Below are 26,814 nucleotides of genomic sequence, written 5' to 3'. Positions count from 1 at the left end.
ATGAAATGGGGTTACCGCTTCGTGAGTGGTGCGTTATTTGCCGCATCCGTGATGGGGATGGCATTTGCATTATATCTAGAACATGTGCAGGGCCTTGAGCCTTGCCCGTTGTGTATTTTTCAGCGTATTGGCCTGATTGGTCTGGGGATTATTTCTTTCATTGCTTTCTTGCATAATCCGAAAGCAAATGGCATGAAACGCCTGTATGCCTTTTTAGGATCACTGAGTATTTTGTGGTCCGCAGGTGTAGCAGGACGTCATGTCTGGCTGCAAAACCTGCCGCCGGATAAAGTACCAAGTTGTGGTCCGGGTCTGGATTACTGGCTAGAAACCTTGCCAATGAAGTCGGTGTTCCAGCAGGTACTCAGCGGTTCAGGTGAATGTGCCAAAGTGGACTGGACTTTTCTGGGGCAGTCTTTACCAGTCTGGTCACTGGTATTTTTCTGTATCTTGTTACTGGTCAGTTTATGGCAGTTATTCCGTAAATATCAGACGGCGCCAGTCAAACGCCTAAGAGATAAATACTGATGCAAATAAAAGCCCTCATTTGAGGGTTTTTTTTATAACTGAATCAGGTCAGAGCAATGCCTTCAACACTTTCCAGATCCATCATATATTCATGGATCTGGTCAAAGACTTTGTCCTCCACACTCGGATAGAACCAGCGCACGATCTGTTCAGCCACTTGTGGGTGAAACCGGATTTCAAAATGGTTCAATCCATAGAAAATCGCTTTATGGGAGTCTGGAACTTTCAACTGAAAACGCGGGTTTGGATGTTCACCGAGCGCACTTTTGACACTGACCAGATAATCCCCAATCACATTGCGGGTGCGGTTATGCCGGTTTTCATATTCAATTGTACCGGCCACCAGATAGGTCTGGATATGCGACGGAATCGGTGCCGGTTTACGGTTATCATCCATTAGGCCAATTCTGACTTCATTATGTTCCCAGTCATCATCCCGAACACTGCCGTGGCGCAGATCCAGAATGCCATTACTGCGGATATTCACCACATGACCAATAATCTTTCCAAACGGGAAGCGTCCTAATTTATCCTGCAGGCTAAAACCAAAGCGCTCTAATGCTGCACCATGATGTGGTGAGCCGAGGCAGACCAGATTGTCGACCATATTGACCCATTCATAGACATGCTGTTTACCATAGAACAGGGCACTACGAGCAACTAATCCGCCCATACTGTGTCCGATCAGATCAATACTGGTAATGCCGGGATTGCGGGTGATCAAGTCATGCAGGGTATTGGCCAGACTACGGCCATTGGCGGAGATACGGCGTCCGGAATTATAGTTGAGGTACAACATGGTATTGTTATCACGCTGCGTCAGCAGCTTTTCACCAATGCCTTCATGCTTATGATTGGACCAGGTCAGATGATTCATGCATAAACCATGCACGAAGATAGTAATTCGACCCGTCAATTCGCCCTGCTGTAGTAAGGTATAATGATCATAAATCACCATCGGCAACGCCATCGGATTTTGATGCTTGATCAGATAGTCGCCAATAATGCCATTTAATACACTTACCAGAAAATGCAGGCTTGGTGTCAGCGGCTTGTCATGCAGGCGTGGAAATTTGGTAATAATACGGCGCAGTCCAGGGGCAACCATGGTATTGCCATAGTGGAACAACAGGTCATAGGAACGTTGATAGAGCCGGACAATGGCAGGCAGGTTCTGGATTTTTTCTGAATGACGTTCACTTAAACCAAAGAAACTATATAAGATTTCACGCTGGATGGTCTTGATCAGTTCTTGGGCAACATCATTAAACCGCATGGTAACAAGCTGAGCAAGTCCTTCCAGTACATCTGCCTGGGTAGGAGGAGTACGATCCCACTTGCAATAGGTTTCATGCAATGGCGTTAAGCTTGTCATCGGATCCGTTCCTTTCATCAATGCGAATATCTGAGACCTTTCTTTTTAAAGATGTTCGCGGTATAAATTCTTCTGAACTTTGATGTTTCTAATTTTTCTGGGAATATTCTTAAAATACCGAGGAACGTGAAGAACTGGTGTGTTTTTTGTCGGACAATTCACCAAAAACAGATTAGATAACGATGATCCATCTCTGATATATAAAATAGATTTTGATTAAAATATAGGCGTTTTTTATTAATAATTGATGAATGTCATTTACTTACACGGCTTTCGAAGCAGCGCTGCCTCGATCAAGGGCCAGTTACTTCGGCAGTATTGCGAAAAAAATCCACAAATTCAGGTGCATTTGCCAGATCTGAACATGTCACCTGTGGATACGATTCAGCACATGTCAGCACTGATTGAGTCACTGGATAATGTAAGCTTGGTGGGCAGTAGCCTGGGGGGATTTTATGCGACACATCTGGTCGCCAAGTACAGTGTGCCGGCTGTACTGATCAATCCGGCCATGCGACCATGGCAGCTGTTCCGCGAACTGTTCGATGATGAGCTGCCGTTACAGGTGCATCCGAACTGGCGTCTGGACGATTCACATCTTGACCAGCTGGAAGGACTGGCACTGCCAACTGCACAAGATGCAGACAAAATACTGGTACTGTTACAACAAGGCGATGAAGTTTTGGATTATCGTGAAGCACATCGCTATTATAGTGCTGCTCATCCTCCGGCGATGCTGATGACTGAGGCCAATGGCAATCACGGGATGGATGATTTTGCGGAGAAGATTCCGCTGGTGTTACAGTTTTTATTGGACTGCATAAAAAAGGAAACCGAATAACGTGTCTCAATATACGGCTCAATCTCTTGAAGTTCTGTCTGGTCTGGACCCGGTCCGTCGTCGTCCGGGCATGTATACCGATACCACTCGTCCAAACCATCTGGCGCAGGAAGTGATTGACAATGCTGTGGATGAGGCACTGGCTGGACATGCCAACAAAATTACCGTGACAGTCTATAAAGATGGCTCGTTATCAGTCGAAGACAATGGCCGTGGTATGCCGGTGGATATTCACCCGGAATATGGTCAGAGCGGGATTGAAATCATCCTGACTAAACTGCATGCCGGTGGCAAGTTTAGTACCGATAATTACCAGTTCTCTGGTGGTCTGCATGGTGTCGGGATTTCAGTGGTCAATGCGCTGTCGACCCGTGTCGAAGTGGCCGTCCAGCGTCAGGGTAACCTGTACAAAATGGCCTTTGAAAATGGTGAACCGGTTGCACCACTTGAAGTACTGGCAGGTAAGGCACCCAAACGCGCGTCTGGGACTACGGTGCAGTTCTGGCCAGAAGCCAAATACTTCGATTCACCAAAATTTGCCCTGAAAGCCTTAAAACATAATCTTAAAGCCAAAGCTGTTCTGGCCGCGGGTTTAGAGATCAATTATATCGATCAGATTAATGACGAGAAGATCACCTGGCAGTTTGAAAATGGTCTGGTCGACTATCTGATGGATGAGCTGGAAGATCGTGAGATCATCCCAGCACCCGCTTTTGTTGCAACGGGTGATGCCGAACGTGCCAGTGCTGAATTTGCCATTTGCTGGAATGTTGAAGGTGGCGAAAGCATCCAGGAATCCTACGTCAACCTGATTCCAACTGCGCAGGGCGGTACGCATGTCAACGGCCTGCGTTCGGGTGTGACTGATGCGATGCGTGAATTCTGTGAATTACGTAATCTGTTGCCGCGGAATATGAAGCTGTCTGCAGAAGATGTCTGGGACGGCGTGAACTATATCCTGTCACTGAAATTCCAGGAACCGCAATTCTCAGGTCAAACCAAAGAACGCCTGTCGAGTCGTGAAGCGGTCGGGGTGGTGCAGAATATTGCCAAAGATGCTTTTGCGCTATGGCTGAACCAGAATTCAGATATCGCCATGCAACTGGCAGAAATGGCTATTTCCAAAGCAGGACGCCGTCTGAAAGCGGCCAAGAAAGTTGAGCGTAAGAAAATTGTCGCGGGTCCAACTTTGCCGGGTAAATTGTCCGACTGTGTAGGCCATGATCTGGACCAGTCAGAACTGTTTATTGTAGAAGGGGATTCTGCAGGCGGTTCAGCCAAGCAAGCGCGTGATAAGAACTTCCAGGCCATCATGCCGATTCGAGGTAAGATTCTGAATACCTGGGAGGTCTCTTCTGATGAGGTGCTGGCGTCTCAGGAAGTGCATAATATCGCGATTGCGATTGGGGTGGATCCGGGTTCGGATGACCTGTCTGAACTGCGCTATGGCAAGATTTGTATTCTAGCCGATGCCGACTCGGATGGTCTGCATATCGCGACTTTGCTTTGTGCATTGTTTGTGAAGCATTTCCCAACGCTCGTCGAAGAAGGGCATCTGTATGTCGCCATGCCGCCTTTATTCCGAATCGATGACAACAAAGATGTGCACTATGCTCTGGATGAAGACGAGCTGAATAGCATCCTGAAAAAATGCAAAACCAAGAATCCGCAAATTACCCGATTCAAGGGACTGGGTGAGATGAATGCCAGCCAGTTGCGTGAAACCACACTTGATCCAAATACGCGCCGTCTGGTGCAACTAGATTTAGATGATGCTCATCATACTGCAGGTTTACTGGATAAATTGCTGGCAAAAAAACGTGCCAGTGACCGCAAAGACTGGTTAGAACAGAAAGGTAATCTGGCAGATCTGGTGGTTTAAACTATCAAATTTAAGCAATCAAAAAATCCCGCCAGAGCGGGATTTTTTATGAATAAAGATTAGACATCGCATAAAGAACAGTTAACGCCGCGGCAATTATGTAAAACCGAGCTACGTGCGCTATTTTTATTGGTACCGGGTCCTTCTACCAGAGGCCCTGCAAGTTGTTCTGCGCCAGAAGAGGGGCGCCATTTACTTTTCATATTGATTTTTTGATGACCGGTGATCATCGGTTTAGCTAAAGTCTGCTGTTTGCAATAATTACATTCAATCGTATCGGTTGAGATACGGGCAATTGGAACACGTTGTTCAAAAATTCCCTCGCAATGCTCACAGCGGAAATCATATAACGGCATTTCTGTACTCCTGTAGCATGAAGGCCTCAAATTAAAAAGACGGGTAGCCGAAGGCTTTAGGTTGGATGACTACCCGTTGTGAAGCTAAAACAAAAATAAATCGTAAAATCTAGCGTTTATGCCCCCAGAACTTATCATCGTTCAGCGCACCCTGAGGCAGGATATTCTGTTCAAAAATTGAAGTTGGCAGAGATACGGTACATGCACAATTTGGAATATCCACGATACCGCCAATACGGCCTTCAACTGGTGCCGCAGTCAGTAACATGTATGCTTGTGAACCGGTAAAGCCGAAGTTTTCAAGGTATTTGATTGCTTTTAAACACGCCTGACGATATGCCACAGTGGCATCCAGATAATGGTTTACGCCATCTTCAACGCTGATGCCTTCAAAGGTCAGCCACTGGTCATAAGCCGGACGGACATTACTTGGCACAAAGATTGGAGAATCAATATTATATTTCTCCATACCACCTTTGATCAGGTCGAAGCCGACACGGGTAACACCGTCCATTTCGATCGCGCCACAGAAACCGATTTCACCATCTCCTTGAGAGAAGTGCAGGTCGCCCATCGAGAAGCCAGCACCTTTCTGATAGACAGGGAAGTAAATACGGCTACCTGCTGCCAGGTCTTTAATGTCCGTATTCCCGCCATGTTCACGTGGTGGAACAGTACGTGCCGCTTCAGCTGCCATACGGTCGAATTCAGCACCTGTTACGCCACGCAGAACAGCAGTACGTGGATCAGGCGGATTAGCCTGACCTTTAGGAACCAGTAAAGCTTCACGGCGATTCCACTCTTTTAGCAGGTCATGTGAGGGTAAGGTTCCCATCAGGCCTGGGTGTTTGAGGCCGGCAATACGCACGCCCGGAATATGACGTGAAGTTGCAAATAAACCTTTTAAGTCCCAGATGGCTTTGTCAGCTTCAGGGAAATAGTCAGCCAGGAAGCCACCGCCATTTTCCTTGGCAAATACGCCAGAGAAACCGACATCTGAAATTGGCTGAATGTCGAGCAGGTCAATTACCAGCAAGTCACCTGGTTCAGCACCTTCTACATAGAAAGGTCCGGTTAATGGATGGGCACGGGTCAGATCGACATTTTTGACATCAGAAATGTCATCGGTATCTTTAATCTGAGCATCGAGGAAATCCAGACTTTCAATCAGGATTTCTTCACCCGGTTTTACCGAAGTCAGAAATGGCAAATCCGGATGCCAGCGGTTATGTCCAATTTCCGCCTGTTCTGCCAGCGGAACCCCCGGTTTAATTTTAATATGTTGCATGTTTTATCCCCTGTGTTGAGGTCGAATAAAGCTAGTTTTTGATGTTATTGCCCGTGTCATCCATGATGAACAGCGGATCTTCGATCACGCTTTTAACAGGAACTGACTGAACCTGGATCGTTTTGCCGTCATAATCAATGATGATTTGACCGGCTTCTGGATGCTGAATAAAAAATCTGGCGAGTTGTGGCTCAACCAAAACCCGAAAGCGGCGACTCAAGCCTCGTGCACCGAAGCGAACATCGTGTCCGGTAGACAGAAACTGGGTGGCAGCGGGTGTAAGTTCAACCGTACGGCTCTGCTTACGGAGTCGCTGATTCAGTTTCTCGATTTCCAGACTGACCAGTGTTGGCGCGAAATCAGCTTCAACCGCTTCATACTGCAGAATACGTTCAATACGATTCAAAAATTCAGGATCAAATTTCTTGTACAAGGCGCGTTCGGTAATCTGGCTGTCATCCAGTTTGGCCAGTCGGGCCAGTTTCTGAATAGGCTTTGGAAGCTTGGCCAGCTGTCTTAAGCGTGCCTGAGCATCTTTGGCGCCGACGTTACTGGTCATAAAGATCATGCAGTTTTTGAAATCCAATACTTTGGTACCCGCGGTCAGCTTTAAGGTTCCGGTTTCCAGAACGTTGAGCAGACCCCGAATGACTTCGGTACTGGCTTTTTCAATTTCATCAAACAGCACAATACCTGGCTTGGAAAAACTGCCCTGAATATGGGCTTCATCAAACAGGGTATTGCCTTCTTTAGAGCCGACATAGCCTGGAGGGGCACCTGTCAGTGCTGCAGCATAATGTTCCTGTGCCAGTGTGTTCATGTCGATCCGGCAGAATGCATCTGGCTTGCCATGGATCGCCTCAGCAATCAGCCGAACCGTTTCGGTTTTCCCCACACCCGTCGGTCCTAGCATCAAGGTGACTGCCAGTGGCCGGGTAGGAGCATTAAAATCTGCCTTGACGGTTAAGAGCATGTTTTCAATTTCATCCAGTGCGGCACGCTGCCCAATGATATGACCACGTACATGCTGCATGACTTTTTCAGGATCAAAGCTAAAGCGAGAGGTACGCGCAATACGTTCTTTGCTCTGCATCTCATAACGCTGTTTGGCCAGGGTTTCCTGATTGGCACTGATGCGGTCGCTGGCAAATGTCATATCGAATACCTCCTCTCAGACCAAACTTAAGATGCTTCTTTTTCTAGGCCTTCATGTGGCAGATTGCCGATTGGGCATTCCGCAACACCGATGGTAGAGCGGGTAATTTTTTCCACGTTCTCTTGCGCTTTTTGAGCATCCAGAACCCAGGTCTTGTAGAAGTCGAATGGACAGTCCGCAACGCCTTTATCGCCGTCACCATTGTTATAGACACCGGTATAGCCGCGGTGCAGCAATTTAAATAAATGGTTTTGTGACTGGTCGTATTTACGTGCATCACGAATTTCATGCAGTGACAATTGCGCGTATTGGATGCCGTTTTCTTCCGTACCACATTCACCCAAAGTACGGCCGTCGAAGCCGACTACTGCTGAGTGACCGAAGTAGGTGTAGACCCCATCAAAACCGGTACAGTTGGCAACAGCAACATAAACGTTATTTGCCCATGCCATGCATTTCGCCATATTGATCTGCTGATCTGCAGCCGGGTACATATAGCCTTGGCAACGCACGACCAGTTCAGCGCCTTTCATGGCACAGTCACGCCAGATTTCTGGATAGTTACCGTCATCACAGATGATCAGTGACATCTTGATGCCCTTCGGTCCTTCAGTCACATAGGTGGTATCACCTGGGCACCAGCCTTCAATCGGGCACCATGGGATAATCTTGCGGTATTTCTGAACGATTTCGCCCTTGTTATTAATCAGGATCAAGGTGTTATAAGGCACCTTGTTTGGATGTTCCTCATGTTGTTCACCGGTAATTGAGAACACGCCCCAGACGTTGGCTTCAATACAGGCTTGCGAGAAAATCGCGGTTTCATCGCCTGGAATGGTGGCAGCGGTTGCCATCATCTCGTCATGGTCGTACATAATGCCCATGGTGCTGTATTCAGGAAAAACAATCAGGTCCATACCCGGAATACCCTGTTTGATTCCTTTCAACATGTCAGCAATTTTTTTTGCGTTCTCAAGAACTTCCGCTTTGGTATGCAAACGAGGAATTTTGTAGTTTACAACTGCTACACCTACTGTATCTGGGCTGCTTGAGATATCACCGTGACGCATTCAAATTTCTCCAACTCTTTTATCGATTCAACTTTATGATTCGAGTGTCGCGTGAAATGCGTTACAGCAAAATACGTTGAATTGCGTATATGGAGGCGTAGACTGAAAAGAATTTTTAAATGTGAATAATCAAATAAAATATTAAAATCAGCTGCCGATTAATTAAGTGAAATAGAAATTAAAAATCCCCCGACGAATCGGGGGAGGTGGAGAAAAATTACAACCAGATTAAACCAAGAAGATTAAACAGAGAGATATTTACTGATGGTCGTCTCATCGACATTTTCACGGACATTTTCATAAGCAAAGCGGCCCTTATCGATCACCAGGAAGCGATCGGCCATCGCCATGGTGAAACTCAGCACCTGTTCAGAGACCACAATGGTCAGATCACGCTGATCCCGAATCTCTTTTAGTGTTCTGGCAATGTCCTTGATAATAGAGGGCTGAATCCCTTCCGTCGGCTCATCCAGCAGAAGCACTTTAGGGTTGGTCGCCAGAGCACGGGCAATTGCTAATTGCTGTTGTTGCCCACCCGATAAGTTTCCGCCTTTACGTTTGCGCATATCCCAAAGTACAGGAAACAGCTCATACAGGTCATCCGGTACTTTGCCGTGCGCAGAAGCCGGTAAACCGGTCTGGATATTTTCCAGTACGGACATGGTGGAGAAAATCATCCGACCTTGCGGCACATAAGCCACACCATTTTCTACGCGCTGGTAAGGATCCAGTTTTTCCAGATTCTTGCCATCCAGCTTGATTTCACCTTTGCTATTTTTAATATCACCAATCAGGGTTTTGAACAGGGTGGTTTTACCCATGCCGTTACGGCCCATGATTGCCACAATTTCCTTCGGCTGGATCTTCAGTTCCAGGTCGTGAATCACCTGACTTTGTTTATATCCTGAACACAAAGCATTAATTTCTAATAATCCGCTCATAGTGGCCTCCTTAGTGTCCTAGATAAACTTCAATCACTTTTGGATCATTTTGCACATCGTCCATTTTGCCTGCTGCCAGAATTTTGCCCTGGTGCAGTACCGTGACTTTGTCCGCAATGGTTTTGACAAATTCCATGTCATGTTCAATCACCAGCACAGAACGTCCTTTGCTAATCTCCCGCAACAGTTGCGCCGTCTGCTCACGCTCTGACACACTCATCCCTGCGACAGGTTCATCCAGCATGAGCAGCTCAGGGTCTTGCATCAATAACATGCCAATTTCCAGCCACTGCTTCTGGCCATGAGAGAGCAGACCGGCGGAGGTATCCAGCAGGTCAGTCAGGAAAATCTTGCCAGCAACTTCACGAATACGCTCATCGACATCTATGGTGCGTCTGAAGAACAGCGCACCAAAGACATTACGGCCACGCGGGAAGGACATTTCCAGGTTGTCATAGACCGACAGGTTTTCATAAATATTCGGGTTCTGGAATTTACGCCCAACCCCTTTACGGACAATGTCGAACTCTTTCAGTTTGGTCAGTTCAATATCATTAAATTTGATCGTGCCTGACGTTGCTTTGGTCTTGCCGCAGATCAGATCCAGCACTGTGGTTTTGCCGGCTCCATTGGGACCGATCACCACATGGACTTCGTTTTTATCCAGATAGAAGTTGAGATCACTGACTGCCTTGAAACCGTCGAAGGACACGGTGAGATCTTCAATGACCAGCACCGGTTTATTCATTTCTACGCCGACTTTATTCATTTCACGCCTCCTTCTACAATTGGATCGATCGTTTTATCCGGATCACTACTTGGCGGTGGCGAAGTGCTGTCGATCGGTTTCTTTTTCAGGAACAATGGACGGACATATTTTTCATACAGACCCGCTAAGCCATTCGGTAAGAACATGACAACACCGATGAACAGTGCACCGAGGAAATACAACCATACTTCAGGAAAGGCTTCAGAGAAGTAAGTTTTACCCAGATTCACCAGAACGGCACCATACACTGCCCCAATCAGTGACAGACGACCACCGACTGCAGCCAGAATGACCATTTCAATCGAAGGTACGATGCCGATAATCGTTGGTGACATGAAGCCGACTTGCAGGGTAAACATCGCACCACCAATAGATGACACCACAGCTGCGAAACAGAAAATGAAGACTTTATACATGGCCACGTCATAGCCAGAGAAACGTACACGTTCTTCTTTGTCACGCATCGCAGAAAGCAGACGACCGAGTTTAGAACTGAGGACAAAACGGCTGATAATGATCACTGCAATGAGCAGCAGGGCATTGATGTAGTACAGGACATATTTGGCTTCATCGGTACGGATATCCCAGCCATGCAGGGTTTTCAGGTCTGTAATCCCGTTAATGCCGCCAGTGAAACCTTGTTGACCAATAATCAGAATGGTCAGGATCGCTACAATGGCTTGCATGATGATCGAGAAGTACACATCACCGACACGACGGGTAAACATCGCGAAACCGATGATGAAGGCAAGCAAGATTGGAATGATGATGATGGCAAACAAAGTAAACCCGAAGCTATGGAAAGGTTCCCAGAAGCCTGGCAAGCTGGTGATCTGGTTCCAGTCCATAAAGTCTGGAATTCCTGGCGTGGTTTGCGCTGCTGTAGATTGCATGTCTGAAGCTTCAAGTTTCAGGAACATGGCCATGCAGTAGCCGCCAATGCCAAAGAAAATCCCTTGACCTAAACTTAAGATACCACCGTGTCCCCAGCACAGAACCAGGCCGATTGCGACAAAAGCAAAAGTCAGATATTTACCCATCAGATTCAGACGGAAAATATCCAGGAACATTGGCATGACCAGCAGGATCAGTACCGCAAGAATCACCAGACCAATCGCACCTTCTTTACCGCCTAAAAAGGCATTCATTAGATTCTTCATAATATCTCTCCTGAATCCCTATTTACGTACTTTGATTGAGAAGAGACCCTGAGGACGCAGCATCAGGATAATAATGACTGTAGCCAGTGTGAGGACTTTAGCGACAGAACCAGAAAGGAAGAATTCCAGAATAGATTGTGCTTGCGCGATACTGAATGCAGAGGCAACGGTGCCAAGCAAGCTTGCAGCGCCGCCGAAGACCACGACTAAGAATGTATCGACGATATACAGCGAACCGGCTGTAGGACCAGTAGAACCGATGGTTGTGAAAGCTGCACCGGCAATACCTGCAAGCCCACAACCCAAGGCAAAGGTTAAGCTGTCAACACGTTTGGTATTGATCCCGACAGCACCACTCATAAAGCGGTTCTGGTTGGTTGCACGAAGCTGTAAACCCCAGCGTGAACGGTAAATCAGAAAGTAGACAAATGCAGTAACACAGAGGGTGACGCCCACCAGGAATAAACCGTTGATTGGAATATCGATGGCTTCCGTCGGTTGATAAGAACCCATTAACCAGTCAGGTAGAGTCGGGCTGACTTCCTTAGGGCCGAAAATAGAACGAAACAACTGCTGCATGATGAGGCTCAAGCCCCATGTTGCAAGAAGTGTATCGAGTGGCCGTTGATAGAGCCGGCTGATCATGAGCCGTTCCACCATGTAACCGATAATGCCTGCTGTGAGGAAGGCTGCAATGATTGCAATCAGGAAATAGTAAGGTAGGAGTTGAGGGAAAAAACTTTCAGTCAGTGTGGAAATGAAAAATGTCGTATATGCACCAATGGTCAGAAACTCACCATGTGCCATGTTAATTACGCCCATTTGCCCAAAGATAATTGCAAGGCCGAGCGCCATCAATAACAGCACACAGAACACAGAGAGACCATTAAAGCCTTGCATGGCAAATATTGCACCGAATTCTGCAAATGATAGATCCATCGCATCATCCTCCAAGCTTTAAAAAATTGTGTGGAATAAAAAGATCAGGAGAATGGCTTCCCCTGATCATGTGGCTGTTAACTCAGTAACCTTTAGGGAATGGGTTTGGTTTGATTAGACCTTTAGACTCGTAAACAACTTTGAACTGACCATTTGGTTGCACTTGACCAATACGTGATTTGCTCCATAAATGGTGGTTCGGGTCAATTTTTACATAGCCTTCAGGTGCAGTTTTCATTTCTAGGCCTTTAGATGCGGCAGTCACTTTCGCGACATCGAAGCTACCGGCTTTTTCAACTGCGGCTTTCCATAACCATGGACCAAGGTAGGCTGCTTGTGTTACGTCACCTACCACCGCTTTAGGGCCATATTTCGCTTTAAAGGCTTTTACGAATGCAGCATTATTGGGGTTATTCAGGCTTTGGAAATATTTCATTGAAGAGTAGAAGCCCTTCATGTTTTCGCCGCCAATCCCCAGCAATTCATCTTCAGTCACTGAAAGGGTAAGCAGTGTCTGTTTGTCGCCTGTTACGCCCGCAGCTTTCATTTGTTTGTAGAAGGATACGTTTGAACCGCCCACGACTGCTGCAAAGATGGCATCTGGTTTACGCAGTTTGGTTTTGTTGATGAGGGAACCGAATTGTGTATGGCCCAATGGATAGTATTCTTCGCCAACCACTTTACCTTTCAGTACTTTCTCGATGTGGGTACGGGCAATTTTCATGGTGGTACGCGGCCAGATGTAGTCAGAACCAATCAGATAGAAGGTTTTGGCTTTTTTCTCTTTTGCCAGCCAGTTCAGTGCTTCAAGTACCTGTTGAGTTGCTTCCTGACCGGTGTAGATCACGTTTTTAGATTGTTCTAAGCCTTCATAGAAGGTTGGGTAATAAAGTAGAGAGTTGTTGCGTTCAATAATCGGCAATACAGCTTTACGAGAGGCTGAAGTCCAGCAACCGAAAATTGCAGCAACACGGTCTTTTTCAGACAGTTTACGTGCTTTTTCTGCAAAGGTTGGCCAGTCAGAAGCACCATCTTCCTGAATAATTTTGATCTGTCGACCGAGAACACCGCCCTGTTTATTGATCTGTTCAATGGCCAGACGTTCTGCCTGAATCGAACCGGTTTCAGAAATTGCCATGGTGCCGGTTGCTGAGTGCAACTGACCCACATACACAAACTTGTCATCGACTTTAAGTTTGGTGGTATTGACCTTTGCTGTTGCAGGAACGCTGGCATTGGTCAGTGCGGGTGCCAGCAGGAATGGAACAGCAAGTAAACCTGCCAGTAATCCAGATGTCTTTACTTTTGATTTCAAGCTCATGTCGGGTTCCCCTATAGAATTAGATGTGCTGATGCGCTTAATCATTGGTTTGCGCTTGGTATGGAACTAAGCCTAAGGGGAGTTAAAAAATGAGCATATACGTCACTTTACGTATATAACCTTCAGTCGGATTATTTTTAGATACTGATAGGCTGGGCATAGTTATTGCTTTTAAGAGCAGATATTTAGCTTTATTTGATCTGTATGGACCCAACAGCCAATACCAGTCAGGCACCGCAGCGCGTCATTCATACCCGGCGTAAATACAATACCTGGGTGGTCGATGAAAGTATTGAAGATTATGCCCTGCGCTATGCGCCTAAATCCGTCCGGAAATGGTCACTATGGACAGTGACCAACACGGCGCTTGCAGCCGTCAGTTTCCTGGCAATGGAGGCACTTGGAGCCACCATGCTCTGGCAATACGGTTTCAGTAATGCTTTCTGGGCCCTGGTGGTTGTGGCGATTATCATTTTCCTGACCAGCTGGCCGATTGGTTATTATGCTGCCCGTTATAATGTCGATATTGATTTACTGACCCGTGGTGCCGGATTTGGCTATATTGGCTCCTCCATTACCTCGGTCATTTATGCCAGTTTCACCTTTATCTTTCTCGCCTTTGAAGCCGCCATCATGGCGCTGGCATTGGAGCTAGGCTTAGGGATACCCCTGAGTATTGGCTACCTGATTTCAGCACTGGTGATTTTGCCATTGGTGGTCAAAGGTATTGGCTTCATCAATAAGGTGCAGGCCATCACCCAACCACTCTGGTTATTTCTGCTTTTATTACCATGGTGCTTTGTCTTGGTGAAACAACCTGATTTGATCAGCAATCTTGCATTGATTGAGGGCGCAAAAAGTCAGAGCGCTGCCTTTAATCTGTCTTTTTTTGGTGCATCCTGCACGGTGCTCTTTGCCTTGATCACCCAGATCGGAGAACAGGCGGATTATCTGCGATTTTTACCTGATAAAAAACATATTCAGCGTAAATGGAATTGGGCAGTCTTTTTAGGTGGACCAGCTTGGATTCTGGGCGGATTTATCAAGATATTCATGGGTATGCTACTTATGGCGCTGGCAATGCAGTATCTGGTTGCCGATTCTGAACTGAGTAACCCCAATTATCTGTACTGGATTGCCTATCAACAGGTGGTCAATCATCCCGGTATTGCTTTATTTCTGACGGTTTTATTTGTCTGCATCGCTCAGATCAAGATTAATGTTACCAATGCCTATGCAGGGTCATTGGCTTGGTCGAACTTTTTTGCGCGTCTGACGCATAGCCATCCAGGGCGCGTAGTCTGGCTGGTATTCAATATCTTTATCGCTTTGCTGTTGATGGAACTTGGGGTAATCCATGCGGTGGAGCGTGTCCTTGGCTTATATAGTAATGTGGCCCTTGCTTGGATCGGTGCCATTGTTGCGGATCTGGTGATCTGTAAACCACTGGGACTGAGTCCCAAAGGAATTGAATTTCGACGAGCTTATTTATATGACATTAATCCGGTTGGAGTCGGTAGCCTGATCATTGCATCGGTCTTATCCATGCTGTGTTACTGGGGCGTTTTTGGAGAGATTGCCCGATCCTTGGCCGGTTTTATTGCACTCGGTACGGCGATGTTATGTGTACCGCTAATTGCTTGGTTTACCAAAGGTAAATATTACTTGGCACGTCAAGAAAAGCCTGAGTTGGAGCTGCTCGAAACCCAAACCTGTGTAGTCTGTGAGCATGATTATGAAACTGCAGACATGGCCAGTTGTCCAGCCTATAGCAGTCAGATCTGTTCTCTGTGCTGCACGCTTGAAGCACGTTGTCATGACCTGTGTAAGCCGCATGCACGCTGGTCTTCACAGCTCAGAGTTTTTGCGGCCTGGTTCCTGCCGAAATACTGGGTACAACATATTAATACCCGTTTAAGTCTGTATATCCTGCTGATTTTTGTCTTGGGCGTGGTGCTGGCAGTCAGTCTGAGCCTGATTTATTTACAGGAATCTGCCAGCCTGGGTGCTTTGTCACAGCAGCAGGGTGCGCTGACAATGCTGTTCGTCAAAATCTATGCCGTACTGTTCCTGCTACTGTGTGTAGCCGCCTGGTGGTTAGTGCTGAATGATGAAAGTCGACGTCAGGCACAGCTGGAAAGTAATACCCAGACTCAACTGCTGATGGATGAGATTGAAGCGCATAAAGTTACCGATCGCCAGTTGCAGGATGCCCGCATTCAGGCTGAAAAGGCCAATGAAGCCAAAAGCCGTTATGTGATTGGCATCAGCCATGAGCTACGAACACCGTTGAACAGTATTCTCGGTTATAGCCAGCTGCTGCAGAAACAGGAAAAACTGTCTGAACAGGGCGAGTCTGCCCTAGGGGTGATTAGCCGGAGCGGTCAGCATCTGACTTCTCTAATTGATGGTCTGCTGGATTTGGCACGGATTGAAACTGGCAAGATTTCTTTGGAAAATTCCAATATCGACCTGCCAAAATTTCTTAAACAGATCGTGCATATATTCGAGCCACAGTTTGCCCAAAAGCAGCTGAACTTTGATGTGGAGATCAGTAGCAAGATTCCACAGTATGTCCGTATTGATAAAAAACGTCTGGAACAGATACTGATTAATCTGTTGGGTAATGCTTTGAAATTTACTCTGGAGGGGGAAGTCAAATTTAAGGTCGATTACCGTTTTCAGACCGCTTATTTTGAAATTCAGGATACCGGTTGTGGGATTGCTGAGTCGGATGTTGAGCGGATCTTCCAGCCTTTTGAGCGTGGTCGTAATGTGGTACAGGGCAGCTTTGCTGGCACGGGTTTGGGGCTGCCAATCGTGAAGCTCCTAGTCGATATTCTCGGTGGCGAGCTGACCCTGAGCAGCCAGTTAAAACAGGGTTCAGTGTTTAAAATCAAATTGTATTTACCTTCTAAATCCCTGATCCATCCGATCGCGGATGTTGCCTCTAATACTGTAACCGGTTATACCGGAGAACGCCGTAAAATACTGGTGGTTGACAATGAAGCGACTGACCGTGGTCTGGTTCTGAATTTCCTTAAGCCCTTAGGTTTTATTTTAGAAGAGGCAGAATCAGGTTTAGCCTGTTTGCGTCAGGTTCCAGAATTTAATCCTGATCTGATTTTGATGGATTTAAGTATGCCTTTACTGGGCGGCTGGGAAACGGCGAAATTGCTGCGCCAGAATAAAATCACCAATGTACCGATTATTATTATTTCTGCAGATGCCAATGAGCGGAGGATTAATCCGGAAACCGATGTTCTCAACGAAGACTTTTTAGTAAAGCCGGTCGATCTCAATTTATTATTAAACAAAATTGGTGATAAATTGGGCTTAAGCTGGCTGCATCAGCATGAGCAAAATCCAGAACAAGAACAAGCTGCTGATCAGGAAGCCCAGATCCCCACGGTGGTGGTTGAAAGCAAAAATGAAGTGCACCCATCCATTCCATTGTTGAACGTGGCAGAGGCGGTCCTTCAGCTGGAACAGCATTTAAGTATTGGTTTTATCCGGGGGGCAAAAGATGTCCTGCATGAATGTGGCCAGCACTTTGAACAATATAACGATATATGGCATCAGATTGAGCAGGATTTAAAACAATTTGATTTTAAAAGAGCAATTCAGCGACTTCATGAGCATGCAGATGTGCTGAAGTAGGGGTAAGGTGGACATGTTGGAAAGTATTTTGATTGTGGATGATATACCTGAAAATCTAAGTCTGTTGCATGAGAGCCTGGATCAGGCTGGCTATCAGGTACTTGTAGCGACCAATGGATTTGATGCAATTGAAATTGCGCATCGCATTCAGCCTGACATGATCCTGCTTGATGGCAGTATGCCGGAGATGGATGGTTTTGAAACCTGCACTCAGCTTAAAGCCAGTCCAGTGACTGAACATATTCCAGTGATCTTTATGACCGGGCTGACAGAAACCGAACATATCCTCAAAGGCTTTCAGGTCGGTGGGGTAGACTATGTCACCAAGCCTTTAAATATTGATGAAGTTCGGGCGCGGGTAAAAACTCATTTATTGCAGGCGCGTCTGATGCATCAGCAGCGACAAATGCTGGATGCAACCGGCAGTGCGATTCTATCGTTGAATCTGGAAGGTGAAATTATCTGGCAGACCCCAATCGTCAGTGAATTACTGAAAAATCATCAGGTGGATGTACAGTATTTTCAGTCCAGTTTGAATCAGTGGCTACAGGACTTGCTCAAGCAGCCAGATCAAGCACACTTACTGCATGGTCAGTACGGTCATGGCCATCAGCAGTTACAGCTTAACCTGCTCACCAAACTGTATGCAGGGCATATCTCTAAACATGTCTTGGTGCAGTTGAAAGAGCAGACCCAAATGCCGAGCGCAGAGGAAATCGCGCAGGCCTGTCCAAACCTGACGCCGCGTGAAGCAGAAGTGATGCATTGGGTCACGATGGGGAAGACCAACCGGGATATTGCCGAGATCCTGCAACTCAGCCCGCGGACGGTGAACAAGCATCTTGAGCATGTCTTTGAAAAGCTCTATGTAGAAACACGGACGGCTGCGGTATTGCATGTCATGTCAGCTTGTCAGAATCAGGCAGTGGCTTAGTTTTCCCTTAGTAGAGGAATCTTTGGAGGATTTACGACCTCACCCTAACCCTCTCCTAGAAGGAGAGGGAATTTTCTTTAGATTTTTAATAATTTTAATAAATACTCTTCGATCTGAAATACTAGTACTCGCTTTTTATCAAAGGCTTTATCTAACCATGATGTAGTCCAACCTTTTTCACTGATTTTGATTATATCGGGATGATCAAATCCGATTAGTTCATCAGACTCAAAAAACATGTAAATTTCAGATATAATTTCAATATATTTTTCTGAAAGCGTATCAAAATATTCATCATTTTGGATTTTGCTTAAACGATTTAAAACCTTGTCTAAATTAATCATACTATGTCCTAATGACTCTAGTAAATTTGGATAGTTAGCAGGTATCGGATTCAAATAATATTCTGACATAAGTAGAAAATTATTATCTTTTTCTGTCTCTGCATTGAATTTATCAACGATTTTAAAATTCAATGCAGAGACTGCATGTATAGTATCTAGCGCATCTAAAACAAAATCTCGTTGTAGGCTTTTATTAAACTGTTTTTTCCAAGAATGAAGTGCAAATACAGCAACAATCAATGTGCCTAAGCTAGTAATAAAACTACCTAATGCGAGTAAGTTGGAATCCAATTTTTTAGCTCTTAAAATTATTCTTAGTTATTTGAGTATATAACAAAAAATAATTCGGCAAGATATAGCTTATTCTGAAGGTTCAATAGTTTAATTAAAGTATAAAATCACTCTGAATGTCTAAGCTCAAAAGCGCTATTCCACCTTTAAATAAACTCCACTCGCCGACACATTATGACCAAAACCACAACTCATGATGTTAGTTTCTTTTACATGAAGCTGCTGCCCAACTTTTGAATCAAATTTAAAATCCAAATCAATTTTACAGTCATTTGCACGATAGCTGGTTTGAGTTTGATTAAATGGCATGGTGGTCTGGAATTTACCGATATTCGGTCCATAAATCAGACTGCGAATTCCCATATATAAGCCATTAAATTCTAGTGCATAGGACTTTGCAGTACGTTTCACTTCAATAGTATTCCATTGCCCAAAACCCGCGTAACGTACATATTTTCCAGACAGGTGAGAACTTTGCTTTGGGGCAGGAAGCTGTTTCAAGTTGAACTGGCTGTTTTTAGCGTCAGGATAGACAGAAAACCAGGCACGTGCCCATTGCGGTTTGCCTAGTTTGGCATAACTCAGGCCAACATTATTAAACGCAGTACTCATTGCGTGCTCGGTAAAAGCAATGCCCCCATCTTCTACATTCATACTGCAAAAGCTTGACCATGCTGCCTGTTGTTCAAACTGTTCAACGGCCTTGGCATACTGTTTCTGATCATAGAATTGCTTGCCAGTGGCTGCATAGCTTTTGACTTTGGCACAGCCAGCCCATAATTCCTGTTGAAAGGGGGTATCTGAAAAACAAAGAGGACTCAAAGCAGTCAGGGCGATAGTAGCTAAAGATTTATACATAGCTTTGCTCAGTTTTAATTCTTATTCTGAATAAAACCCATAGCATACTTCAAGTAAATATTGGTCTTGTGATTAGAAGAGATTTCCTTCAATTTTGAAAGTTTCAGGAAACTGATAGACATCGCAGTTATGTCCGGTACCAATCCGGTCGACCACGGCAAAATCACTGGGTGCCTCTAGTGTCAGCAGGGGATGATGCCAGGTACCTGCCCGGTAATTGATCCCCTGTGTCCCATCTGTAATAAATGCACAAAGCTGAGACAGATCCGGAGTATCTGTATCCAAACTTGGCGCAACGACAATCAGGAACTTTTGTCCCTGCATGGGGATAAAGGCTTGAGAACCATTCGGATGTCGTTCCAGCATGGAGATTTCAAAAGGAATTTGTGTACTTTTAATATTTCTAAAAATACTGATCCCCGCTTTGGCATCTCCCATAATTTCAGTCATCACCAGTGCATGATAACGCTCGGTATGTGCATCGTTGATATGGAAATAGTCATTACCCTGACAGCTGATGACTTCACCAAAACGAGCAAAGTTTTCACTGGTTAATAGCTGAATTTGGATGGTATTTTTCATTCTTTTACATTCCATTTACGCATGTTTTTATGACAAAACTTTCTTGATTAATCTCGCTATTTTATCCCTGTATATTAAGTAAGCAAGAAGGATACTTTGAGGAAAATGTGAGTAGAAAGTAAATGAGCGGATTCGATCTGTCAGAAAGTATGGATAAAGTTTGGCAGTGAACCCGATTCTGAGATCAGGTCCACTGCCATCTGTTAAAACAGCTGTTCGATTGACCATCCTGTGGAGAGGGAGGGTCAATCGCATTAATCAGCTACCTTTCCCCATAAACGGATACGGCTAATACCGCCATCAGGAATCATATTCACACGGATATGTGAAATCTTTTCATGTGCCAGAATTTCATTGATAAAGCTATGCACATGATCCATCTGCATGGGCTGGGCTTCAAGCAGGAAAGGCCAGAACATACTTTGTGGAATCAATTGCGGATCAGTCGCATCTTCTATATAGACGGCTTGAATGGAGACTTCTGCTGGATAGTTACCTTTGAAGTGTGCAGTATCAATATCAATTTTTTCAATTTTTCCAGCTTGGCCTAAAGCCAGAATACACCAGTCAAAACCTGGAGCACGGCGACGTTTAGTTTCCCAGCCATCGCCCATATTGATGCCACGGCCTGGGTTAATCAGGTTACGTGGATGACCAAAGTGCGCATCACTGTAGGCGATCACACGGCCGCCATTTTCCAATGCCAGCAGATCCAGAATTTCATTGCTGTCTTTTAACTGAATCTGGACCTCCCCATAAACGCGTAGACGGGCTACACCACCATCCGGGTAGATATTTAAACGCAAATGGGTATAAGTGTTTTCTGAAGCAACTTGAAAAATATGATGCTGGCTTGGACCTAATATACTGTTTGGTAAAATTTGGTGCCATTCAACCTGCTCCAGGTCCTGATCTGGTGCATAGCAGGCTTCAACTGCAGCGGAGGCAGGATAGTTGCCACTAAAAAAAGTGGTATCAATATCCAGTGCACTAATTTTTCCTGCAACACCGAGCTTTACAATTGCCCAGTCATAGCCGGCATGACGCTTGCGGCGGGTTTCCCAACCATCCATCCATTTGCCATGATCATCGAACTTATCTTCGACAAAAATAGGTGCTGTAAATTGGAGCATGCGCTGTGCTTCAGCAAAAAAATCATCTGAACATTGCAATACTTTTGCACCAATACGTTCATCTGCCAGATTAGTAAGTTGCTGTAACTGTGCAGGTATTTCAAAAGCAGGTGCAAACAGGGTCGCCATATCAATCTTCCATTCTAACTTTATTCAACTGTCATTTTTTACGGGCTAAACATAGCCAATGCCCTGTTTTTTCTCCCCAAAACAAGGCAGTTCTTTAAAAAATAATGCACAGCATGTGCCAACTTGAATCTGGGTATTTGAAACGATTCGGAAAATGGCACACTTTTCGCTTTGTCTCCCTGAGATGGATCAACATTTATGAACTTAGGGGGAACAATGAATATCACCATTATTGGCGCCGGGATGGCGGGCTTAACCACAGGCATTGCATTAAAGAAGTTCGGACATCAGGTCAGCATTTATGAGCAGGCCGAACAGATTTTGCCTGTGGGTGCTGCGATTTCTCTCTGGTCCAATGGGGTGAAATGCCTGAATTATTTAGGTTTAACTGACCAGGTCGCCCAACTGGGCGGGCAGATGGATAATCTGGCTTATGTTGATGGCGTGACTGGCGATGTTATGACCCAGTTCAGCCTTTATCCGCTGATTGAAGAAGTGGGACAGCGTCCATATCCGGTCTCTCGTGCCGAATTACAGAATATGCTGATGGATGAATTTGGTCATGCTGATATTCATCTCGGTAAAAAAATGGTGGCGCTCAATGATGATGGACAACAGGTCACCGTTAGCTTTGCAGATGGTTCAGAAATTCAAACAGACTTGCTGGTTGGTGCCGATGGAACCCATTCCATGACCCGCGCTTATGTGCTTGGTGAAAATGTACCGCGTCGATATGCCGGTTATGTGAACTGGAATGGTCTGGTTGAGGTATCGGAAGATTTAGCCCCTGCTGATCAATGGACCACTTTTGTCGGTGAGGGTAAACGTGCTTCACTGATGCCGGTTGCAAATAACCGTTTCTACTTCTTTTTTGATGTGCCCTTGCCAGTAGGGCTGGAGAATGAGCGTAGCCAATATAAAACATTACTCAAAGAATACTTTAAAGACTGGTGCCCTCAGGTTCAAAAGCTGATTGAGGCAATTGATGAGCAGCGTACCAATCGTGTCGAAATTCATGACATCGAACCATTTGCCGATTTTTATAAAGGCAATGTGGTCATTGTTGGTGATGCGGCCCACAGTACAACGCCAGATATTGGTCAAGGCGGGTGTCAAGCGATGGAAGATGCCATCTATCTGGCTCGTGCACTTCAGATTAACACACTGGGATTACAGGACTCGTTACGTCGCTATCAAAATAAACGCAATGAACGTGCGAATGAACTGGTGCTGCGTGCGCGTAAGCGCTGTGATGTCACTCATATGAAAGATAAAGAGGTAACAATGGAATGGTATGAAGAATTACGTCGTGAAAATGGCCCACATATTATGAAAGGCATTATTAGCAATATTATCGGTAACCCTTTGGACTGAAACTTGTATGAAAATTCATGATAATAAGCATATAAAATAATAACAATGATTGATCAGCAGAAGGGCGTAAGCCCTTTTTTTTATCTCTGTATTTTCTTGTTGCAGTCAGTTTTTAATATAGAAAAATCTAAAGTGAATTTTGATCCAGGTTCAGCTGAAGCAAGACCAGATCACGCCACTGACCAAATTTTTCTCCCACCTGTGGCATATAACCCGTTTGAATAAAGCCAAGTTTTCGATGTAAATGAATGGAGGCTATATTTTCCGAATCAATTGCTGCCACCATGATATGCATGCCCTGCCTGCTGGCAATTTCCATCAAGCGCAATAACAACTGTTTTCCTATCCCTTGACCAGTGTAGTCAGGATGTAGAAAGACCGCATGTTCAATTGTTTTAGAGAAACCCTGAATACTACGGAACTCATCATAATTGGCATAGCCAATGACTTTAGCTGTAGGCTGATGTTCTGCAACGAGTACCGGATAGCTCTGATCTTGAAGGGTTTTGAACCAGGCCTGTATATCTGACCATGCCATCGCAGTATGGTTCCAGGTGGCAGTACCGTTGATAATCTCCTGATTATAAATATTAAGGATACTTTCAAGGTCGTTTATATTGGCTGTACGGATCTGAACTGCACTCATTGAACCACCTACTGATTAAGTTAAATTAAAGAAATAAAAAAAGCAGAACCGAAGTTCTGCTTTTAAGATAACATCTCTTAGAAGTGATACTTCACAAGAGCGCTGACGTCGTGTTGGTCAACGTCACTACCGTACTTGTTATTCCAGACAGAATGCTCGATACCTACATATAACTTAGTTTCTGGAGAAATGTGTTTGCCTACATTCCATTTGTATTGTGAAGTCCAGTTAAGTTCGCTTTTATGATCATCTTCAGCAGTTGACCAATCCAGGAAAGCATCTGCCAGGAATTCTTCAGAACCGATTTTAAATGGCACTGCATAAGTGATGGTCATCTGATAATCATCGTCAGTATCATCGTTATCAGCTTTATAGAAGTTGATATTTGCATAACTGGTATAAGGAATATCTAATGCGAAGCCAATACCATATAAGTAGTTGTTAAAATCAGCACCACCAGCACTACCTTCCCAAGTTGTCGCGATAAGAACGTCTTTAATTGGACCCAATTCAAGTTTTTGACCTGTTACAGCGCCCAGGCTTAAACGTGGTGCAACTTCGAAATAGGTTTCATTACCAAAGTCAGTATTACTACGGTCTGCAAAAGCAAAAAAATCACCATACTTAAGACCTGCGGCATATTCAGCAGTAATCGTGGTTTGGTCAAGCTTTTCATCGCCACTAGGAAATGGTGATTTATAGCTTTCGCCATATAGACCAGAAAGACTGAAGTCTTGCCAGATAGGTGCTGCCTGAGTAACAGCCGCAGTAGAAGCCAAAGCACAGAGTGCAGCGATTTGTGTAAGTTTCATTTAAAGATCTCCCCCAAGAAAGCAGATAAAGCATACAGATTAATAAGTAAAAATAAAGTGAAAATTGATCGGTAACTGAAATTTATATGCAATATTCCGACCAACTTTTTTAACCCAGGTTTAGTGGTGGCTATCTACTACCGGTTCAGCATTGGCCAAACTCTTAGGCTGAAACCAGTTTAAATGGTTGAATAAGATATTCAGTAAAATGGCCATTAAACAGGTTGAACTAATACCAGAGTGGAATAAAGTTTGAACCCATTTTGGAAAATCTGCATAAAAACTATGATCAATAATAGGCACCATACCGGCAGCAATTGACGTTGCTACAATGATCAGGTTCTTTTGCTCGTTATAGTCAATCTTCGCTAAGGTACGAATACCACTGGCTGCAACTGTTCCAAATAACACCAAGCCTGCGCCCCCCAGCACCGGTACGGGAATAGACGCAATTAAACGGCCCATAATTGGTAGCAAGCCCAGTACCACCAGAATAATGCCGCCTGCGGTCACGACAAAACGGCTCTTAACTCCAGTAATCGCTACCAGTCCAACATTCTGTGCAAAAGCACTTTGCATAAACGAACCGAAGATAGGGGCTGCGGCACTCGATAGCATGTCCGCACGCAAACCATCAGAAATACGGTCAGCATCGACTTTGGTGCCAACAATTTCACCAACTGCAATAATATCAGCCGTGGTTTCAGTCATGATCACCAAAGTCACAATCAACATGGAAAGAATAGCTGTCAGTTCAAAAGTAGGCATGCCAAAAGCAAAAAAACTCGGGAATTGTAACCATGCACCATCTGCCACTTTAGAAAAGTCACCGAAGCCGATTAAACCTGCAATTATGCTTCCTAATACAATAGATAGCAGAATGGACAAACGACGTACTGTGGCATTGCGGGATAAATTCAGCAAAATCACAATAGCTAAGGTCATTAGCGCTAAGCTAACATTTTCTGCACTACCCCAGTTTTCAGTATTTTTGTTGCCACCCATCATCCAGCGTACTGCAACTGGCAGTAAAGACAGACCAATGATGGTGATCACACAGCCAGTAACTACCGGTGGGAAAAACCGAATAATTCTAGAGAAATAGGGCGCCAGGAAGAAACCGATCAGACCAGAGACAATTACCGCGCCATAGACTGCCTGCAATCCTCCTCCGGTGGTCACGATCGCCACCATAGTGGCTACGCCAGCAAAAGATACCCCTTGTACCAAAGGCAAGCGAGCACCGACATATTTCACGCCTGCTGTCTGTAAAATTGTTGCCAGACCACCCACAAATAGTGCTGCGGCAATCAACAGACCGATTTCCATACCGCTCAGGCCTGCGGCAGTACCCACAATCAGGGGAGGGGCAATAATACCGCCATACATGGTCAATACATGCTGCAAGCCATAAGCCGCACTTTTTCCAACCCCTAAAAATTCGTGTTCGGGTGAGACAGTTTTTTCTTGTTCTGACATATAAAATCCTTCTCTATTCTGAATAATGAGCGGGCTAACTTAACTACCGCGATAGGTCGAATAAGCAAAAGGGCTGATGAGTAATGGAATGTGATAATGCTGAGCAGCATCTAAAATGCTGAAATGGATTACAGCCTTTGGGAAAAATGTAGCCAAGCCTTGGACATCAAAATAGGCTTTGGTTGCAAACTCGATGCTGTAGTCACCGGTGCTAATAATGTCTAAGCCAAAATCCGGCACCAGTACCCGGCCATCATTATTGGTGCTAGCAGTCGCCAATACCTGACCTGTGGCATCCATTAATTTGACTTCAACATCGGCTGCAGGTTTACCCAGATGAGTATCAAGAATATGGGTGCTGATCATGAATCAATCTCCTGTGCCAGACGTAACAAAGCAATTTCTAAAAGTTGCTGATGAACAATACGCTTTTCAGTATCCAGATCATTCACCAGGCGGTAATTCAATGCTGTCAGAATCTCTTCGCTACTACGACCTGCTGCGCGAATCAGGAAGATGAAATCAAATTTTTTCTCATAGGCCAGATTGCCTTTTAGCAAAGCGGCTTGAGTTTCTTCATCTTGTGAAATCGCGGCTTGTTCTCGCTCGGAAAAACCTTCTTCTTTGGCGGTTAAAGCGGTCTGTGCCTGCTTTTCACCAATCCGAGGATGGGTTGCGAGCGCCTTGGAAATTTCTTCCCAAGTCCAGGTCTGTGCCTGTCTTTTGGCAGCTTCGAGCAGCTCATCGCGTGAAGTAAAAGGTCGTTGCTGCTTTAATTCTTCAGCCCAACGGTCAATATGCACACACTGCTTGAGCAGCAGTTCAATATCGCTGTCAGATGCCTGGTTAAATTCAGTTAATTGCATAATTTAAGCTTTGTGATCTGTGTTTCTCACTGGAAATTGCAATAACAATGCCAAAGTGCCGACAATCGTATGACAAGTGA

At 45.2% G+C, this 26,814-nt stretch carries 25 protein-coding genes; 6 read left to right on the top strand and 19 right to left on the bottom strand.

Going from position 1 to position 26,814, the window contains the following annotated elements:
* Nucleotides 1–528, top strand: coding sequence for a disulfide bond formation protein B (locus FSC11_RS14310; RefSeq protein WP_071320130.1), 528 nt, complete (start codon nucleotides 1–3; stop codon nucleotides 526–528).
* Nucleotides 529–571: 43 nt separating this feature from the next.
* On the opposite strand, the gene FSC11_RS14305 is transcribed toward FSC11_RS14310, so the two are convergent.
* Nucleotides 572–1,903, bottom strand: a complete 1,332-nt coding sequence (locus tag FSC11_RS14305) for a PGAP1-like alpha/beta domain-containing protein (protein WP_163167606.1) — start codon at nucleotides 1,901–1,903, stop codon at nucleotides 572–574.
* Nucleotides 1,904–2,150: 247 nt separating this feature from the next.
* On the opposite strand from FSC11_RS14305, the gene FSC11_RS14300 reads away from it, so the two are divergent.
* Both FSC11_RS14300 and parE read left to right on the top strand, forming a co-directional pair.
* Entirely contained in the window at nucleotides 2,151–2,744 is a 594-nt protein-coding gene (locus tag FSC11_RS14300; RefSeq protein WP_163167604.1) for a YqiA/YcfP family alpha/beta fold hydrolase, read from the top strand.
* Nucleotide 2,745: 1 nt separating this feature from the next.
* Nucleotides 2,746–4,626, top strand: coding sequence for a DNA topoisomerase IV subunit B (gene parE, locus FSC11_RS14295; protein WP_004813846.1), 1,881 nt, complete (start codon nucleotides 2,746–2,748; stop codon nucleotides 4,624–4,626).
* A gap of 59 nt (nucleotides 4,627–4,685) precedes the next feature.
* Here parE and FSC11_RS14290 read toward each other — a convergent pair whose 3' ends face one another.
* The 9 genes from FSC11_RS14290 to urtA form a co-directional block, all read right to left on the bottom strand.
* The gene (locus tag FSC11_RS14290; RefSeq protein WP_163167602.1) at nucleotides 4,686–4,982 is read right to left on the bottom strand and encodes an FmdB family zinc ribbon protein; all 297 of its coding nucleotides are present in this window, start codon (nucleotides 4,980–4,982) and stop codon (nucleotides 4,686–4,688) included.
* A 109-nt stretch (nucleotides 4,983–5,091) separates the two neighbouring features.
* On the bottom strand, nucleotides 5,092–6,270 hold the full coding sequence (gene fmdA / locus FSC11_RS14285; protein ID WP_001163819.1) for a formamidase: 1,179 nt from the start codon (nucleotides 6,268–6,270) through the stop codon (nucleotides 5,092–5,094).
* Nucleotides 6,271–6,301: 31 nt separating this feature from the next.
* Nucleotides 6,302–7,426, bottom strand: a complete 1,125-nt coding sequence (locus FSC11_RS14280) for an AAA family ATPase (protein WP_163167600.1) — start codon at nucleotides 7,424–7,426, stop codon at nucleotides 6,302–6,304.
* A gap of 26 nt (nucleotides 7,427–7,452) precedes the next feature.
* Nucleotides 7,453–8,496: an aliphatic amidase gene (locus FSC11_RS14275; protein WP_163167597.1), complete on the bottom strand. Its 1,044-nt coding sequence runs from the start codon at nucleotides 8,494–8,496 to the stop codon at nucleotides 7,453–7,455.
* 242 nt (nucleotides 8,497–8,738) lie between these two features.
* On the bottom strand, nucleotides 8,739–9,437 hold the full coding sequence (gene urtE, locus FSC11_RS14270; protein WP_004890856.1) for an urea ABC transporter ATP-binding subunit UrtE: 699 nt from the start codon (nucleotides 9,435–9,437) through the stop codon (nucleotides 8,739–8,741).
* A gap of 10 nt (nucleotides 9,438–9,447) precedes the next feature.
* Nucleotides 9,448–10,206: an urea ABC transporter ATP-binding protein UrtD gene (gene urtD, locus FSC11_RS14265; protein WP_163167595.1), complete on the bottom strand. Its 759-nt coding sequence runs from the start codon at nucleotides 10,204–10,206 to the stop codon at nucleotides 9,448–9,450.
* Complete coding sequence (gene urtC, locus FSC11_RS14260) at nucleotides 10,203–11,366, bottom strand: urea ABC transporter permease subunit UrtC (protein ID WP_163167593.1); 1,164 nt, start codon at nucleotides 11,364–11,366, stop codon at nucleotides 10,203–10,205. The genes urtD and urtC overlap by 4 nt, the downstream gene beginning before the upstream one ends.
* Before the next feature lie 18 nt (nucleotides 11,367–11,384).
* Entirely contained in the window at nucleotides 11,385–12,305 is a 921-nt protein-coding gene (gene urtB / locus FSC11_RS14255; RefSeq protein WP_000365952.1) for an urea ABC transporter permease subunit UrtB, read from the bottom strand.
* Nucleotides 12,306–12,387: 82 nt separating this feature from the next.
* On the bottom strand, nucleotides 12,388–13,626 hold the full coding sequence (gene urtA / locus FSC11_RS14250) for an urea ABC transporter substrate-binding protein (RefSeq protein WP_004813834.1): 1,239 nt from the start codon (nucleotides 13,624–13,626) through the stop codon (nucleotides 12,388–12,390).
* Between the two features lie 204 nt (nucleotides 13,627–13,830).
* Between urtA and FSC11_RS14245 the strand changes: the two genes are divergently transcribed.
* A complete protein-coding gene (locus FSC11_RS14245) occupies nucleotides 13,831–17,286 on the top strand; it encodes a hybrid sensor histidine kinase/response regulator (protein ID WP_163167591.1) in 3,456 nt (1,151 codons plus the stop codon).
* A gap of 13 nt (nucleotides 17,287–17,299) precedes the next feature.
* Nucleotides 17,300–18,220: a response regulator gene (locus FSC11_RS14240; RefSeq protein ID WP_163167589.1), complete on the top strand. Its 921-nt coding sequence runs from the start codon at nucleotides 17,300–17,302 to the stop codon at nucleotides 18,218–18,220.
* A gap of 77 nt (nucleotides 18,221–18,297) precedes the next feature.
* On the opposite strand, the gene FSC11_RS14235 is transcribed toward FSC11_RS14240, so the two are convergent.
* The 4 genes from FSC11_RS14235 to alc all read right to left on the bottom strand — a co-directional run bounded on the left by FSC11_RS14235 (nucleotide 18,298) and on the right by alc (nucleotide 21,557).
* Nucleotides 18,298–18,855, bottom strand: coding sequence for a hypothetical protein (locus tag FSC11_RS14235; RefSeq protein ID WP_163167587.1), 558 nt, complete (start codon nucleotides 18,853–18,855; stop codon nucleotides 18,298–18,300).
* A gap of 135 nt (nucleotides 18,856–18,990) precedes the next feature.
* Nucleotides 18,991–19,713 carry a hypothetical protein gene (locus tag FSC11_RS14230; protein ID WP_163167585.1) on the bottom strand — a complete coding sequence of 241 codons (723 nt, stop codon included), beginning with the start codon at nucleotides 19,711–19,713 and terminating at the stop codon, nucleotides 18,991–18,993.
* Nucleotides 19,714–19,785: 72 nt separating this feature from the next.
* Entirely contained in the window at nucleotides 19,786–20,295 is a 510-nt protein-coding gene (locus FSC11_RS14225) for an ureidoglycolate lyase (RefSeq protein ID WP_004813822.1), read from the bottom strand.
* A gap of 254 nt (nucleotides 20,296–20,549) precedes the next feature.
* Nucleotides 20,550–21,557, bottom strand: coding sequence for an allantoicase (gene alc / locus FSC11_RS14220; RefSeq protein ID WP_163167583.1), 1,008 nt, complete (start codon nucleotides 21,555–21,557; stop codon nucleotides 20,550–20,552).
* A gap of 216 nt (nucleotides 21,558–21,773) precedes the next feature.
* On the opposite strand from alc, the gene hpxO reads away from it, so the two are divergent.
* A complete protein-coding gene (hpxO, locus tag FSC11_RS14215) occupies nucleotides 21,774–22,931 on the top strand; it encodes an FAD-dependent urate hydroxylase HpxO (RefSeq protein WP_163167581.1) in 1,158 nt (385 codons plus the stop codon).
* Nucleotides 22,932–23,058: 127 nt separating this feature from the next.
* Here the strand turns inward: hpxO and FSC11_RS14210 are convergent, their stop codons facing one another.
* The 5 genes from FSC11_RS14210 to uraD form a co-directional block, all read right to left on the bottom strand.
* Complete coding sequence (locus tag FSC11_RS14210) at nucleotides 23,059–23,577, bottom strand: GNAT family N-acetyltransferase (RefSeq protein ID WP_163167579.1); 519 nt, start codon at nucleotides 23,575–23,577, stop codon at nucleotides 23,059–23,061.
* A gap of 77 nt (nucleotides 23,578–23,654) precedes the next feature.
* Nucleotides 23,655–24,389: an outer membrane protein OmpK gene (locus tag FSC11_RS14205; RefSeq protein ID WP_163167577.1), complete on the bottom strand. Its 735-nt coding sequence runs from the start codon at nucleotides 24,387–24,389 to the stop codon at nucleotides 23,655–23,657.
* Between the two features lie 120 nt (nucleotides 24,390–24,509).
* Nucleotides 24,510–25,868 (bottom strand): nucleobase:cation symporter-2 family protein, encoded by a 1,359-nt coding sequence (locus FSC11_RS14200; RefSeq protein WP_163167575.1) that lies wholly within the window; start codon nucleotides 25,866–25,868, stop codon nucleotides 24,510–24,512.
* A 39-nt stretch (nucleotides 25,869–25,907) separates the two neighbouring features.
* Nucleotides 25,908–26,234 carry a hydroxyisourate hydrolase gene (uraH, locus tag FSC11_RS14195; RefSeq protein WP_005220531.1) on the bottom strand — a complete coding sequence of 109 codons (327 nt, stop codon included), beginning with the start codon at nucleotides 26,232–26,234 and terminating at the stop codon, nucleotides 25,908–25,910.
* The gene (gene uraD / locus FSC11_RS14190) at nucleotides 26,231–26,734 is read right to left on the bottom strand and encodes a 2-oxo-4-hydroxy-4-carboxy-5-ureidoimidazoline decarboxylase (protein WP_163167573.1); all 504 of its coding nucleotides are present in this window, start codon (nucleotides 26,732–26,734) and stop codon (nucleotides 26,231–26,233) included. The genes uraH and uraD overlap by 4 nt, the downstream gene beginning before the upstream one ends.
* Nucleotides 26,735–26,814 lie beyond the last annotated feature (80 nt).

This window comes from Acinetobacter schindleri, assembly GCF_010918895.1.
Classification (GTDB): Bacteria; Pseudomonadota; Gammaproteobacteria; order Pseudomonadales; family Moraxellaceae; genus Acinetobacter; species Acinetobacter schindleri.
Note: the sequence above shows the minus strand (reverse complement) of the source record. Positions and strands in the feature narration are given on the sequence as shown.